At 37.5% G+C, this 17,643-nt stretch carries 14 protein-coding genes; 3 read left to right on the top strand and 11 right to left on the bottom strand.

Features of this window, described 5'->3' with window-relative positions; translation table 11 throughout:
* Positions 1-128 precede the first annotated feature (128 nt).
* The 5 genes from BN990_RS04460 to BN990_RS04440 form a co-directional block, all read right to left on the bottom strand.
* The gene (locus tag BN990_RS04460) at positions 129-1,346 is read right to left on the bottom strand and encodes an IS110 family RNA-guided transposase (protein ID WP_038242655.1); all 1,218 of its coding nucleotides are present in this window, start codon (positions 1,344-1,346) and stop codon (positions 129-131) included.
* 285 nt (positions 1,347-1,631) lie between these two features.
* Complete coding sequence (locus BN990_RS04455) at positions 1,632-2,105, bottom strand: hypothetical protein (protein ID WP_021289452.1); 474 nt, start codon at positions 2,103-2,105, stop codon at positions 1,632-1,634.
* A 354-nt stretch (positions 2,106-2,459) separates the two neighbouring features.
* Entirely contained in the window at positions 2,460-3,416 is a 957-nt protein-coding gene (gene manA / locus BN990_RS04450; protein ID WP_038242653.1) for a mannose-6-phosphate isomerase, class I, read from the bottom strand.
* A gap of 39 nt (positions 3,417-3,455) precedes the next feature.
* A complete protein-coding gene (locus tag BN990_RS04445) occupies positions 3,456-5,393 on the bottom strand; it encodes a PTS fructose transporter subunit IIABC (RefSeq protein ID WP_038242651.1) in 1,938 nt (645 codons plus the stop codon).
* Positions 5,394-5,526: 133 nt separating this feature from the next.
* Entirely contained in the window at positions 5,527-7,446 is a 1,920-nt protein-coding gene (locus BN990_RS04440; RefSeq protein ID WP_021289455.1) for a BglG family transcription antiterminator, read from the bottom strand.
* A gap of 238 nt (positions 7,447-7,684) precedes the next feature.
* On the opposite strand from BN990_RS04440, the gene BN990_RS04435 reads away from it, so the two are divergent.
* The gene (locus BN990_RS04435; RefSeq protein WP_038242649.1) at positions 7,685-8,548 is read left to right on the top strand and encodes a GNAT family N-acetyltransferase; all 864 of its coding nucleotides are present in this window, start codon (positions 7,685-7,687) and stop codon (positions 8,546-8,548) included.
* Between the two features lie 91 nt (positions 8,549-8,639).
* On the opposite strand, the gene hpaB is transcribed toward BN990_RS04435, so the two are convergent.
* Positions 8,640-10,079, bottom strand: coding sequence for a 4-hydroxyphenylacetate 3-monooxygenase, oxygenase component (hpaB, locus tag BN990_RS04430; RefSeq protein ID WP_038242647.1), 1,440 nt, complete (start codon positions 10,077-10,079; stop codon positions 8,640-8,642).
* A 321-nt stretch (positions 10,080-10,400) separates the two neighbouring features.
* Between hpaB and BN990_RS04425 the strand changes: the two genes are divergently transcribed.
* Positions 10,401-11,789, top strand: a complete 1,389-nt coding sequence (locus BN990_RS04425) for a hypothetical protein (RefSeq protein ID WP_038242645.1) — start codon at positions 10,401-10,403, stop codon at positions 11,787-11,789.
* A gap of 245 nt (positions 11,790-12,034) precedes the next feature.
* On the opposite strand, the gene BN990_RS04420 is transcribed toward BN990_RS04425, so the two are convergent.
* Entirely contained in the window at positions 12,035-12,811 is a 777-nt protein-coding gene (locus tag BN990_RS04420; RefSeq protein ID WP_038244901.1) for an SDR family oxidoreductase, read from the bottom strand.
* Positions 12,812-12,955: 144 nt separating this feature from the next.
* Between BN990_RS04420 and BN990_RS04415 the strand changes: the two genes are divergently transcribed.
* The gene (locus BN990_RS04415) at positions 12,956-13,678 is read left to right on the top strand and encodes a 3-ketoacyl-ACP reductase (RefSeq protein WP_038242643.1); all 723 of its coding nucleotides are present in this window, start codon (positions 12,956-12,958) and stop codon (positions 13,676-13,678) included.
* Positions 13,679-13,836: 158 nt separating this feature from the next.
* On the opposite strand, the gene BN990_RS04410 is transcribed toward BN990_RS04415, so the two are convergent.
* The 4 genes from BN990_RS04410 to BN990_RS04400 form a co-directional block, all read right to left on the bottom strand.
* Positions 13,837-15,411, bottom strand: coding sequence for a metal ABC transporter solute-binding protein, Zn/Mn family (locus tag BN990_RS04410; protein ID WP_038242641.1), 1,575 nt, complete (start codon positions 15,409-15,411; stop codon positions 13,837-13,839).
* Positions 15,412-15,605: 194 nt separating this feature from the next.
* Positions 15,606-15,863, bottom strand: a complete 258-nt coding sequence (locus BN990_RS21805) for a transcriptional repressor (protein ID WP_232620864.1) — start codon at positions 15,861-15,863, stop codon at positions 15,606-15,608.
* Between the two features lie 67 nt (positions 15,864-15,930).
* A complete protein-coding gene (locus BN990_RS04405; protein ID WP_038242639.1) occupies positions 15,931-16,785 on the bottom strand; it encodes a metal ABC transporter permease in 855 nt (284 codons plus the stop codon).
* On the bottom strand, positions 16,785-17,552 hold the full coding sequence (locus tag BN990_RS04400) for a metal ABC transporter ATP-binding protein (protein ID WP_021289463.1): 768 nt from the start codon (positions 17,550-17,552) through the stop codon (positions 16,785-16,787). Before BN990_RS04400 ends, BN990_RS04405 begins: the two co-directional genes overlap by 1 nt.
* Positions 17,553-17,643: the final 91 nt, after the last annotated feature.

The following is a 17,643-nucleotide window of genomic DNA, read 5'->3' as shown; positions in this document are numbered from 1 at the left end:
TTTACCTTGATTTATTCAGGGGGGATAAACCTCCTGAGTAAGTCAAAATTTCCGCATGACTAATAGACCTAACGTTTTTCCATTTTTTTCGCAAGGTCTTTATGGTATAGTGAGATTAGCCTAGGTGATTATGAATGAGTAGAAGCAATTTCATAATCGTATGGTATGTTGTGTGAAATAAGGTGAAATGCCACTTTCAAGAACTTATTTATACACGCTATCACCGCAACCTTATGAGGTTTCCTCTGAGGTTGTTTTTTTAATTTGTCATAGTAATCAACGATGTGATTCTGTCCTTTTTTTCGTAATGAAATCATGGAAAAAATCATGAAATATAATATTTTCCGTAGTTTCTTATTGCCACGTTTATTGATACGATCTCTATATTGTGTATTACCTGACTGATATCGCATAATATCAATTCCAACGTATGCATTCAGCTGTTTGGCATTTTTAAACCGTCGTATATCTCCTAGTTCACCAATAATTCTACATGCCGTCGCATCACCAATGCCAGGGAATGAACGAAGGATATGATATTCCTTTCTATCAAGAGATAAGGCAACCATTTTTGCGATAATTTCTTCTTTCTTATCTCTTAAGTCTGCAATTCTGCTTGCGTAATCCCTTACTTGTTCACAACGTACATCCGATGCATCGATAGCTGGGTATGAGTTTTTGGCAACTAGTAAAAGTTCTTGTGCCTTCTTATCTGCTAGTTTAAGAGAAAGATTTTTTTTAGTATTCTTTTTCAGGCTATTTCTAATTACTGTTTTTGAATGTACCAATAAAAATGATGGCTGCGGATACAATTGAACGATGTTCAAAAAGAGTGCTGAGCTTGGTGTAATCATTCGTTCTAGTTCCGGAAAAGATAATTGTAAAATCGCATGCATTTTGCCCCGTAGTTGGATTAATTCTTCATCAACTTCGTCGTAATAACGTGATAGGGCACGCATTTGATTATAATAGGTGTCTTGTTGAAACATTGGCTTACGGTTTATTTTAAAGTGTGTTTTAGCCAACTCATGCGCATCGCTTTTATCGGTCTTATTTCTTCGCATAGCTGCTGTCTGAAGTTTTGCCTCAAGTGGATTTAAGCGACAATATATGTATCCACGATCTTGAAGAAATTTTTCCAAAGCCATTGAATAAACCCCAGTCGCTTCAAAAACAATTTCCGGTCTTTGACCCTTTTGTTGTTCTAACAATATCATTCGCTTACGAAGTGATTCGAAGTCCGCTTGACAATGATTTATTTCCCCTTCAAATATACAGCGTTTTTGATCATAAATAACTATCGTACTTTTACCTTTACTTACATCGAGCGCAACTACAGGTTTCATTTCGTCTCCTCCAATTAATTACTCATAGAAGTCTTCACATAACCTTATCGATTCCACTTTCTTATACACGATCTCTATGGACCCAACATACTAAATTGATTCAAATAAGGGTGTGAAGTGAGCCTGTTTGGGGTGCGGATTCAATATTGATCCCAAAGTTAGATCGGCTTTTCTTCACTCCTACTATAAAAAAATAGTAGCACAAAACCATGGCCTTGGTTTTGTACTACTAATCTTAGTATGTTTGAGGGAATGGCTTATGGTACAGGCAAATATGCATGAACTTCATACCGATTTCCTTTTTTGATAGAGTTTAAATCTTTCAATCGTTATGGATCCAAACAACATTCCTAACAGGGCAAATAAGAATAACGATATTAGGAAACACATTAACCAGCGAAATACTATAAATAAGACAAATGCTAAAACAAATAAGCATACAATAATGATGGCTATGCCAACTTCTATTTTAAATCCGTTCTTTCCAGCAATTATGTAATCATTAATCATGTCGTCAGTTAGATATACTTCCATTAAAGGTTCGTAGGTTAATTTTTTATAATAATATACGCCTGTACCAAAACTAATTGCCAAGCCAATTACTATAAGTAGCGTCATATAAAATTCATTCAGAAGCGTCAAGTATATGTGATCTATCCCCCGAAGACATGCTAAAACAAGAGCAAATGCTATCCAATAATATAATTCATTTACTTTCCTTTGATAGGCTTTATAAACTTTACTAGTCTGTTTATCCATTTTTTATGTTCTTCGTATAAATAGGAAATAATTGATTATCTAATTTGCGATTCGTGTGCCACATTCTAAAAACCCCTCCCCACTAAAACGACCAATACCAACTTTTGTAACTTGCTCATGATCTTCTATAACCTGTAAGGACCACCCATCTACCTATACCAGAGCTGTCACACTATATACAGCATATACTAATGTTAAATGCAGTCTAGATTACTATCTATTTGGATTATTAGCTAAATGTAACGGTTTCTCTACGTTCTTTCCCAGTTATCAAAGGAGCAGTAAATAAAAAGCAAGAACTGTTGTTTTACCAGTAACAGTTCTTGCTTCATTACGTTGGATTTATCGAGTACGTTAGCGATGCGATACAATAAACGCTGCTTCACCTGCGATATGGTATTCAGTTATACCATAAGGGAGTACGAAATGATCTCCTTTTTTGATTGGGAATTCATTCTCGGCTACTGTTATCGTAGCATTGCCGTCTATCACACTAACCTGCAAAAAGTCATATTCTTGCTTCAAAGTTACCTCACCATGTAATTGCCAGTGATTTACCGAGAAATAGTTTGCTTCCACTAGTTTCTTTATATCTAAATCTTCTTCCGTGATCTCACTTTGTCCTACTTTCGCATCTTGATGTGGCACGTTTGTCACTTCAACCGCACGGTCTAAATGTAGTTCACGCTTTTGACCACTTCTATCGGTACGATCATAATCATATACACGGTACGTAATATCCGAACTTTGCTGTGTCTCTAAAATGACAATTCCTTTTCCAATGGCATGGATGGTACCGCTCGGAACATATACAAAATCGCCAGCTTGTACTTTTTTTCGACGTAATAATTTCTCCCATTCTCCACTACGAACCATTTCCTTCAGCTCTTCTTGGTTTTTAGCATGATGACCTAGAACGAGTTCCGCCCCTTCTTCTGCATGAAGCACATACCAACACTCCGTTTTTCCGTATGGTACACCTTCGACTTCTCTTGCAAACTCATCATCTGGATGAACTTGTACCGAAAGATCAGCGTTAGCATCTAAGATTTTGACAAGTAACGGATATTCCTCAATATTCGCTGCATCTTTATTAAATAATTCCCCATGTTTATACCAGGCATCTGCAAGCGTTTTTCCCGACAAAGGACCATTCATGATAACACTTGGTCCATTCGGGTGTGCAGAAATCACCCATGCCTCTCCGGTTTTTTCGTAAGGAATCTCATAATTAAATTCACTCCGCAGCTTTTGACCACCCCAAATCCTCTCTTGAAAAACGGGCTGTAAAAACATCGGTTCTTTATACATTCAACATCACCTCGAGTAATTTATCGGTCAACTATAACTTTATTGAATTTCCTCCAACAATTTCATTGCTTCTAATTCAGAGGTCACTTCAAGCAATTGGTTTCTATAATCTTCATCCATTAACTTACGAGATAGCATTTGCAATATTTTCAAGTGAGCATCTCCGGCACTCTCTTCAGGTACAGCGATCATGAAGATTAGCTTCGCATCGGTTCCATCGAGGCTATCCCAATCGACACCATCACGCTTAATCCCAAAGGCAACGGCCGGACGTTTTACTGCACTTGATTTACCATGTGGAATCGCAATATTCATTCCCAAGCCAGTTGAACTTTGACTTTCACGATCCAGAATTGCCTGCTTATACGCTTGTTTCGATTCTATTATACCGGCAGCATCAAATTTTTCAATTAATTCTTTAATTACTTCATCACGTGTGGAACCAGTCAGATTTGTTTCCATTAGATTGGTAGCGGTAATATCTACTAGCTTATGGATTTCTCCCTGATCTGCAGGTTGTTCAGACGTCTCTTTCGATGTTGCTGCTCCACCATCTGTGTTTTCTTGATGAACGGGTGCAGCATCTGCTACATCCTTTTTCAAAAAGTTAACTAAAAATGCTGTTACAAGAACACCCACAATTACTGCAATAAAGAACATGATTACATTATCGACAGCACCTAAGAGTGCTACAATTGGTCCACCGTGTGCAACCTTATCTCCAACATTCCCTATCATCGCGATCACAGACCCTACCATGGAGCCGACCACAATACTCGGTATTACTCGTAAGGGATCCTGCGCAGCGAAAGGAATGGCACCTTCTGTCACTCCAAAAAAGCCCATGGTCAATGATGCTTTCCCAGCTTCTCTTTCATTCTCCTGATATTTCTTCTTATTCAGTAATGTTGCTAATCCCATTCCTATAGGTGGAATACAGATTGCAACAGCAATCGGCCCCATAATTTCATAGTTTCCTTCTGCTATCATTGCAGAGCCGAATAAGAATGCCACTTTATTGAATGGTCCACCCATATCAACAGCAATCATACCACCAAGAATAAGTGCGAGTAAAATCGAACTTGCGCCTTGCATTCCTGATAACCATACCGTTAAACCTTCGAACACTTGTGCAACGGGTGCACCAATAACATAAATGAATAATAGACCTACAATGGCAGATGAAATAATCGGTATAAATATAATTGGCATTACTGGTTGTACAGCTTTTGGTACTTTTATTTTCTTAATACCCAATGCGATATAACCAGCTAAGAAACCAGCGATTATCCCGCCAATAAAACCAGCACCTGCCTCACTTCCATAAAAGCTTCCTGTAGCTGCAATATAGCCGCCAATCATACCTGGTACTAGGCCTGGCCGATCTGCAATACTAACAGCAATGAAACCAGCTAATATTGGTACCATGAACATAAATGCTGTATTGCCAAGGCTTTCAATCTGTTTCCAAATCGAACCCTCTGGTATTTTAATTCCACCTGCTGTTTGTTCCCCACCAAGGGTCAATGCAAACGCAATCAAAAGACCTCCAACAACGATAAACGGAATCATATACGATACACCATTCATCAGGTGCTTATAAATAGGGTTTTCTTTTTGTTTACGCTCTTGCTTCACTTCTTCTGGAGATACTAACCCCTCTTGATGAACCGATACGTCTCCAGCTTGAATTCGTTCAATTAATGCTTTTGGGTTACGAATTCCTTCTTGGACACCGGTTACAATTAATTTCTTACCAACAAAGCGTTCTTTAGAAATTTCTTTGTCAGATGCAATAATAATACCATCTGCTTCGGCAATGTCTTGTTCTGTAAGTACATTTTCTGCACCGATCGATCCCTGTGTTTCTACTTTTATATCAATGCCCATTTCTTCGCCTGCTTTTTGTAAATTTTCAGCAGCCATGTAGGTGTGAGCGATTCCAACAGGGCAAGCTGTAACAGCTAATACCTTCATCACACTTTCCTCCTATGAATCGTTTATTCTTACCTACCTGTATTATAACTTAGAATATCGAATAATTAATTTCGATGTTTACCAGAACTTCTGGTAAATATGAATTATTAGCGAAAATCTCAACTACGATTGACTATTTCATCTTTTGTAGAAATTCTTTCACACTAGTAGCATGAACTAATGAGTGAACAAATGACAGATCCTCACTATAATTAGCTATCTGTCGGACCGCGTCCTTATTTAACCTTTGATCATTCCTAGAAATGGCTAGCAAAAACACTAACGATACTTGTTCATCCCCCCAATTTAGAGATTGTTTTAACACAGCAACCGCAACGACGGATTGATTAATCATTGTTGGATTCCCATGCGGAATCGCAATACCTCCCCCGATTGAAGTCGATGACTTTCTTTCTCTTAACAGTGCACTATGGATGAACTCTTTGTTGATAAATCCTTTCTTATAAAGTGTATTCCCTAGCATTTCTATTACTTGAAACGGGTGCTCTTTATCCACATCCAAATGGATGAGATCCGCACGAATTAATGAGGAGAGTACTGATTTTTCACTCTTTCCACTTTGTTTAGTTTCTATTTCCGCAATAAATTGATTTAGTTTTTCTTTATCCTTCGCTTCTAATAAAGGAGATACCATCACATAGGGGATATTCACCTGTTCCAATTTTACAGTTGAAATGATGAAATCAATTTCATATTTTTTCACATAATCGTTCATATCGGCTTTCCCTATACAAGCAACAATTTGTAATCCATGGTATTGATGCTCGATCTTCGCTTGCAATAAGTGAGACATGCCGACACCCAAATGGCAAACGATTAATATCCTTTTTTCTTTCTCTCGTTTGCCTTCTAATCGTTCCAGTGAAGCTTGAAAATGAAGTACTAAATAAGCTGCTTCATCCTCAGGAACATCCAGTTTGTGGTTTTCTTTAATTTCATCCAACGCGATCATAACCATATTAAACAAGTAGGGATACATTTTTTTAATATCGGATAAGAGTGGGTTCGTAATAGGAAATCCATATTTCATTCGATTAATCACGGAATGAATATGTACAATTAATCCTTTCTTGAGAATACCATCACTTTCAAACGAAAATAAGGTAAGGTTACCCAGTCTGTTTATTAAATCATCAATAATTTGTAGTAGGTGATCATCTTTCATAAAGATGTCATCCCCTAAGTCATCCTTCTTTTTGCTGCCAAGCAAATGCCAGGTAAAATAAATTAACTCATCTTCAGGAAATTTAATTCGAAAAACGGAGCCGAGCTTTTTTAAAAACCAGGTTGCGTAGTGATATTCATTGTAAGAATGTATGGTTTCCTTCTCCACGGTTGGAATAGACACAGGAGATTTTTGCCGCGTTCGTTTAACCATAATAAGCGTATGCACAAGTAAACTTTCCATCGCACCATCTGTAAAGGCGATTTCATATCGTTTTTGTAATTCATGTAGTACCCTTTTTACCATTGTTATTTCATAAGGCAAAAACAAATTTAAGACATAGCTTTCATCGCTTGTAACAGAAGAAATAAGCTCTGATAAATGAGCCAATGCACTACGTTTTTGCATTTCTTCCCCTTGAACAGCATTGCCTAATTTAGGCTTAGATAATAACGTTAGCTGATACGTGTTAAGCCAATTCGCGATGATTTCTAATTCTTTTTTCACGGTGGCTCTTGAAACATAGTACCTATTGGACAATTCTTCTAAAGAAACCGCTTTATTACTTACCAGTAAATAATAGGCGATTTCAATACATCGATCCTCATGCACTTTGGTCTCAGATGATAGTACTCTCTGTAATAATTCAGGTCGGTCCGTTTCATCCATTTCAAGTGTAATTCCTACTCCTCGTTGCCGTCTTAGACTTGTACCGTTATAGTCCATAAGCAGCGCTTCGATTACTTGCAAATCATTACGTACCGTCTTTTCTGAACATCCCATTTGCAGTGACAAATCATCTATATTAAGAATTTTTCCGTTTTGTATTAATAATGTTTTAAGCAGTTCCCTTTGTCGATCATTCATAATTACACCTCGCACTTAATCCAATCAGAGTGTAGCATACTTCGTAAATTTACTGAAATAGTTTTCCTTTATTAATGATTGGGCACACCGAAATTTTGAAGTACCCCAGCAAAAGGAGGGAACTTAAACATGATGATAGGAAACCAATGTTTCTTAAGGGGATACAGACAAATCCTTTTTCCAAACTATTGCTAATCGTTATACTATACTTACATGCTTGATAGGGAGTGAACAAACCATGTTGCAACAAATTCGTAGATTACAAATAGAAGATGAGGCATATTTTGCTGCCATGGATACAGGAATAGAAGATGATTATATCCAACGAATTTTTCATCGATTAGTTACTGATTCCAATCGATTGTATGGATTATTCTCAGACAAACAATTGGTAAGTCTTGCTGGCTTTTCTGTATATGCCAAACGCTATGCCATGCTCGGGAGATTGCGAACAGATCGCAGGTATAAGAGGAAAAACTTTTCAACAGAAATGATGACGTACATGATAAATGAAGCTGTGCAACTTCCAGGCATCCATTGGATTGGGGCAAATACGCAGGAAAACAACTACCCTGCACGCCGTGTGTTAGAAAAATCGGGGCTCACCCCCTATATCAGCTTACATGGTGCGACTGCCTCGGACACTTCTGCTTTAACAACAGGAGAAGAGATTTGGCAACCGATTCATGATTTACAGAAAAAGAAAGGCTGGATTAATCAAGCATACATAAACAATCATGCCATTTTCCCTTATGAATGCTATTATTCTTTTCCTGCAACCGAAGATTTATTTACTGAGGAAAATTTACAAACATGGGAGTTCTATGAAAACCCTACAAGCACACGTTTTATCATTACGAAACATGATCAGAAAAAATATGATTATTTACATGTTGCCTACCCGTGGAATGATATCACAAGACAAGCAGGTCTATGGGAAACGATTACTTATGCCTATCGGAAATTATGTAGACGTACAAAAAAACCAACCTTTATATGGATAGATCTAACAAAGGAAGAAGCAAAAGCCCTTCCTGCTAATCATGCATTTGAACTTCCCTCTCCTTGGATCCTATATGGTAAAGATCGAAAGTCTTTTTAACCGTCTAGAATTGCGCGATTTAACCAGAAATCGCGCAAATTTGTCTTTTGATCGAGCAGTAATTGCAATATTCATGCTCCTCGACAATTCGCTATATTTCATCCATAAACAATTGAACAAATTCCCGCGCTCCCTGCTTATCATACCCAAAATACAATTCACTCGCTAATTTATATGGATTACCGAAGAAAAAACGCTCATATTGGGTTTGTCTTGTTCCAAATGGACTCATGGTTAAATCCCATGCTAATCGAAACAATTTAACACGTGCTTCTGCATCTAATGTGGCACTTTGTAAATATTGATTTAAATCACAACGGAGTTCTGAATTAAAATCTGCTTCTGTTGGAATAGAGATTAACCCGCTTGCTCCAAGTAATTGAATAATTTCAATTACCCTAGGATAAATAGTTGGAAAAGCACTGCTGGCCGCTTGAAGGGGAGCAACTTCCGGCCGCATTAAACCAAATTCATCTGTTTTAGCATTTGCTTCTGCTTTGGTTAATAATCCTTTCATCGATTCCAGTCCAACAATCACATCAGCCATTTTACTTTGAACATTTTCATAGCCAGCTATTTTGATAGATTGAATGATCTCCTCTGCAACCCCTAGGGCAAATTCCAGCTTCACAATCTGCCTATGGATGACTTGGTGTAAATTAAATGGCAAAAATGCGCTCGAGCGCTGGAAATGATTGCCCACCTCAATATTCTTATACGAAAATACCCTTTCCCATGGAATAAGTACATGATCAAATACAACAATTGAATCCATTTCTTCAAAGCGTGAACTTAGCGGATAATTAAAGGTTGAATCTCCTTTTTGAAATGACTCTCGACAAATGAATTTAAGTCCCCTGGCATTACTCGGTATCGAAAAGAAATAGGCATTATCATCTTCAAAGATTCCGCCTGCCGAAAACACCAGAATTTCATCGGTCATTCCTCCCTGTGTCGCTAGCAGCCTCGCTCCCTTAATAATGACTCCTTCGTCCGTTTCATCAACAATTCGGGCAGCAATAGGATCTTTACTATCTTCCACATAATACTCCGACCGATTTACTTGTGGATTAATAAATGTATGGGTAAACGATAAGTCTTTTTCTCTAGCTTCCTCATAAAACTTGACAAGCCGTTCGGGAAAGCAATTTGTTTTCCCTTTTAAAAAAGAGGCAGAAGCTGCAAATGCCATGACGATCGTATTCATATAATCAGGACTTCTCCCCATCATTCCACCATGTTTCTTGGCCCATGTCCGGATCATCTTTCCACGTTTAAATAGATCATATTTAGTAATTGGTTGTAGATACGAGGTTCCAATTCGGTCCCCTGTAGTAGGAGAAGGATACGTCATTAATTCTTTGTAATTATCCTTAAGCTGTATATCATACAGCTCAGCTTGGCTTTTCATTGCTCCTCTAAAAGCAGGATGCTGTGATATTGGTCCAGATATTTTTTGCCCATTATACCAAACTTCTGTTTTAAGCTGATCAATGCGCCGTAAATAATCATCACCTGATATGGCTGGCATTTTCCTTTACACCCCTTACATATTTTCCAGTTAAACACCTATATTTCAATATATTATCGAGTATGAATTATGTTCACATACGTTTTAAACCAATGATTATAGCACCAAAAAGATATTCTTATTCGACGTTTCCTTCCCTGTTATTCCAATTACAATTAGCAGGGGTTCATTATTCATGAAACAGCCTTGAACACGAACTATTTCCAGCCTGGCATACGTCTGGATTGTAAGGTTAATCATTTACCATCATCATTCATTTATGATAATCTTAAATCATATACATAAGCATTATGGTTCTTACTTTATATAAGGGGGCTAATCATGGAAAATCAAATGATTATAGTAAAAAATCACCAACAATCCATTCCATTAACGATGAAACGGATGGCAATTTACAAACGAAGCCGAATAGTTGAGGCGACCGACGACAACGAGCAAACGTATCTATTGTTTTTCCATCTTGATCGCTACTTAACCTATGCAAAAAACCAAAAAAAACATACCAATTCACATATTGGCAACGCCTTTCAATCTGGACTAACCGTATCCTTCCCCCACCCGCTCATCGACTGGCAAATAACAAGCTCCACTTATAAGAAGTATAAATTCAATGAACTCTTCAAAAACTTACAACGTGAATACGGGCCTCAAGAAACTGCTCTCATTGCAACTTATTTTGAGTCACTCATTCCCAAAGAAAAACTTGCAAATCTTATCGAAAAACTTTGTTATAAAGAGAGACGTGATGGAAAATTACTTTCTTGCTACCGCCTATATACGATTCTAAAATCCTTTTCTCCTAATCACCGTTTGGTCGAAGCCTTTTCGACTGACCTATCCTTCACTAAATACGATGAACAATACAAACATCAAGACGAAAACATGCTCGCGAAAGATCCAATTTATATAGAAAATCATCTGTATGATCAAAAATATAGTGCGTTTGATCAACTTAGTGCTCTTTATAGACAGCAAGCGCGATGGGTAGATCTTATAGCCATCACCATTGCTCAAGCAGCATACACTAAGAACGAGAATGATTATAAAAAGCTATTAACAATGCTTCATCATCATTTCCCTGACGTACCAATAACAGAAATTCTAAAAGACTTATATACACGTAATTTAACGATTGCTTCATTTTTGCAAGATTTAATAAATGCTTATTTAGCAATAGGAGAGTGGGAAAATGCCTTGCATTTACAAAATCAACATGATCTCTCTCTAACATCTGCTCAAATCCAATCGCTGGAAGCCATAACCAACAAGACTGAAATGAATTTTGATGCTATTTCACCGTTCGAACTTCAACAATTAATTCGTACGATAGCCAAAGTAAATCCAACACAAGCAAGCAAGATGTTACATCAAGCAATTTGTGCATTACTAGAAAAACACAAATTAACCTATATCCAAAATTGGTTATCTCCGTTTAATGATCTTCCATTAGCGCAACTAGACATTCAAAAAATCAAAGAAATGATTCATATTTTCGAAGAGCCGAATCAGCAGCGCAGGCTAGGTGAATTGTATCATTATTACCATCAACCTGAACGTGCAATTGAGTGTATGAGTTGGGATATGGAGCTATATGAAGATGACCCTAAACCAGTAGAATGGCTGGCAAAACTCTATTCCGAACTAGGCATGGAAGCAGAACATAAAGCATACCAACAACTCTATGTGGATATGGTTAAACGATCCTCATAAGAGGATCTCAATAAGAGGAACCAAGCCTTAATGAACCGAACAATTTGAGGATCCAGAGGGGTGTACTCCATATGATAAAGGAAAAAATATTCACATCTGCTTAAGCACACCCCTTTTTTAGATTGGAAAGAAAAAACAGCCATCACTCTTATTAATCGCTATCCAAATGCGAGCTGGAATATTGCTAGAATGGCACACCGATCTAATTATTAGGGTGCGATAACTTATTAAGCATGTTTAATCCCTCAACGTAGTAACGATTCAGCACCGTCAACAAAGATTTCTGTACCAGTAATATGGCTTGCTTCATCCGAAAGCAAAAAGTGGACTAGATCAGCAACTTGTTCAGGCTTTCCAGCACCATGTTCCAAAGGCTGACTCCCCTCGGGGAACACTACTGGAATTCTGATTTTAGCTAAATTAGCTTCATCCGTAAACGTATTTTCACCAATATTGGTTTGAATTGCACCGGGGCAAATAATATTGACACGAATACGGTATTCAGCTAACTCTAAAGCAGCCATTTTTCCAAACGCCATTTGGCCAGCTTTGGAGGAACTGTATGCTGCCATACCAAAACCAGTAAACGTACGATTCCCATTTATTGAGCTGGTAATGACAATACTTCCTCCATATTCTTTCAAATATGGTACAGCGTATTTCACTGTAAGAAAGGTACTTTTCAGATTCATCGTTAATGTTTGGTCCCAATCCTCCGGACTTAAATCCTCAATTGGAGCAACCCGTCCATTAATTCCTGCGTTAACAAAAACGGAATCCAGCCTTTCCCAACGCTGAACAATACGTTTAATTGCTTTTTCCAATACAGCAGAATCAGCTACATCCGCTTGTACAACGATAGCCTCTCCTCCTTGATGTTCGATATCTTCTTTCACAGCTACTGCATCACCTTCATGTAAATCAATTAAACCAACTTTTGCCCCTGACTTTGCTAATCTTAATGCTGTCGCTTTTCCAATTCCTGATCCAGCACCGGTTATGATCGCTACTTTTTGTTCCATCATCTCGTTACACTCCTCACATGCTTTTACGATGAAGTTTACCCGGTTTAATAAGTAGTATGTATGTTGATACGGTATCTTTGAATCTCTTGGCTACACATTTTATACTTAACAACATACTAGGTTAGAAAGGAAGGGATCAGATTGGGACAAGAGATTAAAGGGAAAATCGCCTATATTACTGGAGCAGGTAGCGGTATTGGTAAAGCCACGGCTCTAACATTTGCACGTGAGGGAGTACATGTTGGCTTAATTGCAAGAACAAAAAGCAAACTGGATGTAGTTGCAAAGGAAGCAGCAGAAATTGGTGTGAGGGTAAGTGTGGCAGTGGCTGATATAGCTAACTTAGAAGAAGTAGAAGAAGCAATTGCCAACTTAGAAAGTGAACTAGGCCCAGCAGATATTCTTATTAATAATGCTGGAATTGGTGCGCATGGGGATTTGCTAGAAATGAATCCAGAAACATGGAAACATACATTTGAAGTCAATGTCTTTGGAACCTATCATGTTATCCGTGCTGTCTTACCACAGATGATTGAAAAAAATCAAGGAGACATCATCAATATCTCCTCTAGTAATGGCTTAAAAGGAACGGCAGGTTCTACCTCATATAGCGGGTCTAAATTTGCTATTCAAGGTATGACCGAAGCACTGATGCAAGAAGTTCGTAAAAACAATATTCGCGTGTTTACGATGAACCCAAGCCTCGTTGCTACAGAACTCGTCTTTGGAGATGAACTAGCAGAAAAAAACGAAGATAAATATATGCAACCAGAAGATCTAGCAGAATATATGGTAGCTCAATTGAAGCTTCACCCACGCATCTTCATTAAACAATCTTTACAGTGGGCAACCAATCCTTTTTAGATTTGCGCTAGAAGTAGGTAAACTCACCTACTATTACAGTGTGACAATATGTTACTTATTAATCAAATAGAAAGGCCGAAGGCTGTTACAACCACCTTCTGCCTTTCTGTTTGTTTTACATTAATCTTTGCTTTTAAACTATTTACATGGCTATAAAATCAATGTGCCATCATTTCATGAGCTACTTCATGTCCACTCATTTCTGATGGATAATAGGTTGGCCAGTTAGTGACCTCATTTAATAATGCTTCCCGATCATCTCCCCAGTACAAATGGTAGTGTCCAGCTTCAGTCGGATAGATGCTATGATCACTAAATTGAATATACTGAGGGAGTCCTTCGGATGCTTCTGCAAGTTTAAATATATATCTTACTCCCCTATTCCCTGCCTCATAATTTAAAATTTCATATCCATCATAGGTGTATTTACCAGAACGCTCTTCACCATTCTCAAAGAAAGTTACTTTATCTCCTTCAATTAAAATACGCTCAACATCTGTTTGGTAACCTTCCTGATAATATTCCTTATATTCTTCCATCGTCTTATCACCTTCATGTTCTGCTTTATAGGCAAAAACTTCATCAAGCGTACCATCTTGAAGTAACGGATAAACAGACTGCCAATCTCCTTCCCAATCTGAAAGGGAACGATCCTTCACTTGACTGTCCTCAAAATACCCTTCATAAATTTTCTCTGTTTCTTCATCATGCGCATGATTATGGGTATGCTCATGTTCACTTTCAGAGGTAGAGGCTTCAGATAAGGCTTCGGTTAAAACCTCTAAGTTGTGCTCCATAAGTGTAAAATAATTCTCTTTATTCTTAACATCTTCTTCGGTTAGAACAGATAAATTGTGTATTCGCAAGGTCTCTGCATCAATTTCTTTCCTCACAACATCTGCCACTTTAGGAGTTACATTCTGTTCAAAAAGCACATAGTTTAACCCGTGCTGTTCAGAAGTTTCTATAATACCTTGTATATCTTTTTGTGAAGGTTCATTGGTAGGACTTAATCCAGAGATAGCAATTTGCTCAATACCATAAGATTGCTCCCAATATCCGTAAGCAGCATGAGATACAATTATTTTATTCTCAGGTAAGCTTTCTAGTTGTGTATGGAATTCTGTGTCAAGTTCTTCAAGCTTTCCTTTAAGTGTTTCAAAATTTTTATTAAATACTTCTCCCTGCTCAGGTTTAAGCTCTACAAGGATATTCTTAATGTTTTCTGCCATCTCAATAGAGAGAATGGGATCTAACCAAACATGTGGATCTTTATCCCCGTGATTATGTTCATGCTCATGATTACCTTCTTCCCCCTCATGGTGATGATGGTCATGGCTATGTACATGCTCTTTTAAGTCAATTCCTTTTGATGCTTCTAGTATTGTTACATCTTCAGATTCAATAGAATCTGAAATCTGTTTAGCAAAAGGCTCTAAACCTGCACCGTTATAAATAAAAGCATCGGACTCAGCAATATCCACTATTTCTTCCGTCGTCGGTTCATAATTATGCGGATTTGAACCTGGAGGTAAAATTGTCTCCACGGAAGCTGCACCTTCTGCAATCTGCTCTGCAAAATACTGAAGAGGATAAACAGTAGTAAATAGCTTCAAATCTTTATTCGGTTTCTCTGAATTATTGCTATCATCACTACTACTTACTCCATTTCCGCACGCAGATATAACAAAAATAAACGTAACAAAACTGATAATGCCTAATATTTTTTTCAATATTTCCCCTCCTCTTTATTTTCAAAAAACATTATATCGTAATGATTACGATTTGTAAATAGTAATCATTACGATTAATAATCATAATTTTATTCCAGTTTCTTTAACTGGACTCGTACATTGTGGACATAAGCCATAAATTTCAAATTTATGGCTATGAATTTGATAATCTTTTAATCTATCATTTATCATATTCATCGGATAAAGTTCAAATGCTTTTGCACTCCCACATAGGTTACAAATAAAATATTAGTGATCTCCATTAGATTACATGCAAAGCGAAAGTATCTTTTACCATGAAGATTAGTCATTTCTAATAATTTCTCATTCGCTAACAGGTATAAGTTCCTATAGATCGTATCGTGGCTCACATTTGGCAAAACTTGTTGAATGCTATATAAAATATCTTTAACAGGAATATATCGATCTTGACTTATAAGAAAATTCAACATATGCTCTCTCTGTTTTGTATGCTTATAACCCTTCTGTTTTACTTTTGAATGGCTGTACTCAAATTCATCATACTCCCACCTTAATCAAAAATAGCGTATTTATCTTTCTATAAGCCAGCGTTAAAATAAGAATCAGCACCGCTGTCATTACAATCGTACCTCCTGGAGGGATGCTTAAATGATAAGCAGAGAACAAACCGATAAGAACAGATATTTCACCAAATAGTACCGATAACCCGATCGTTTGTTTAAAGCTCTTGGCTATTCTTAAAGCTGAAGCTACCGGTAATGTCATTAAAGCTGAAACGAGTAGGATTCCCACTACTTGCATCGAAGAAGCGATAACTAGTGCCACCAGCAAAATAAATAGAAAATGGATCCAATGTCCTTTAACTCCTGAAACCCTAGCGTTTTCTTCATCAAATGATAAAACAAATAACTCTTTATAAAACAAAAAAACAAGTAAAATCACAGTAAATGTTATGATCAGGACGGTCCACATATTGGAACGGCTTACAGCTGCTACACTTCCAAATAAATAGCTAAACAGATCCGTGTTAAAGCCGTCTGCTAGAGATATGAAAACGACGCCTAATCCTATACCTCCAGACAAGATAATAGGAATGGCTAACTCTTCATAATTCTTGTACACGCTTCTTAAACGTTCGATTAGAACAGCCCCTAATACGGAGAAGGTCATCCCCATGAATACTGGATTCCAATCATTTATCCCAGTAACTTTCTTTTCTAGTAAAAGACTGGCTGCAATCCCGGTTAATGTAATATGAGAAAGAGCATCTGCAATTAGAGACAGCCTGCGAACAACGATGAAAACTCCAAGTAATGGTGCAACCAGACCAATTAATATTCCTGTCACTGCAGCATTCTGTAAAAACTCATATTTTAAAAAGCCTTCGAGCATCAGGACATCACCTCCATATGATTTAGTTGCTGGTGCATGTGGCCATAAATTGGGTTCGGCTCGTTTCCATTGTATTGATTATATTCCTCCGGAGTACCATGAAACCTTATGGTTCTATTCATGAAGACCAGATGAGTTGCATGCTCCGTAATCGTAGCTATATCGTGTGTGATCATAAGAAGGGTGATACCATGATTTTTATTTAACCTTGCAAGTAACTCATAAAACGCGGTGACATGCTTTTCATCAATTCCCACTGTTGGCTCATCAAGAATTAATAACGAAGGGGCACTAACTAAGGAGCGTGCGATAAGTACTCTTTGCTGCTGACCGCCTGATAGTTCCCCTATATTAGATTTTGCAAATTCCTCCATTTCTACAATTTTTAATGCCTCTAATGCTTTTTGCGTATGCTCACGTTTTAGGAAGCGGAACATACCTAATCTTGAGACAAGGCCGGATCTTACGACTTCTAAGACACTCGCCGGAAAACCTGAATTGAAACTATTGGACGTTTGTGAAACGTATCCAATTTCCCTCCAATCCTTGAAATGTTTAAGTGGTTGGTTAAATAATTGAATACTTCCTTTATTAGGCTTAATGAGACCAAGAATCAGGTTTACCAAAGTAGTTTTTCCGGAACCATTTGGTCCTACCAATCCAAGGAATTGCCCCTTATCTATTGAAAAATCCACTTGCTCAACTGCCCATTCCTTTTCATACTTAAAAGAAACGTTTTTTACTTCTACAACCTGCTGTTCATTCATTTGATCCCCCCTCAAATATGATTAATTCGAACTTGCAAGATACTGAGTGAATATGTTTTATATTTACGAATGGAATTCAAATTTGCCTAAC

Origin of the sequence: Virgibacillus salexigens, assembly GCF_000723585.1 — a bacterium.
Taxonomy (GTDB): Bacteria; Bacillota; Bacilli; order Bacillales; family Amphibacillaceae; genus Virgibacillus; species Virgibacillus salexigens.
Note: the sequence above shows the minus strand (reverse complement) of the source record. Positions and strands in the feature narration are given on the sequence as shown.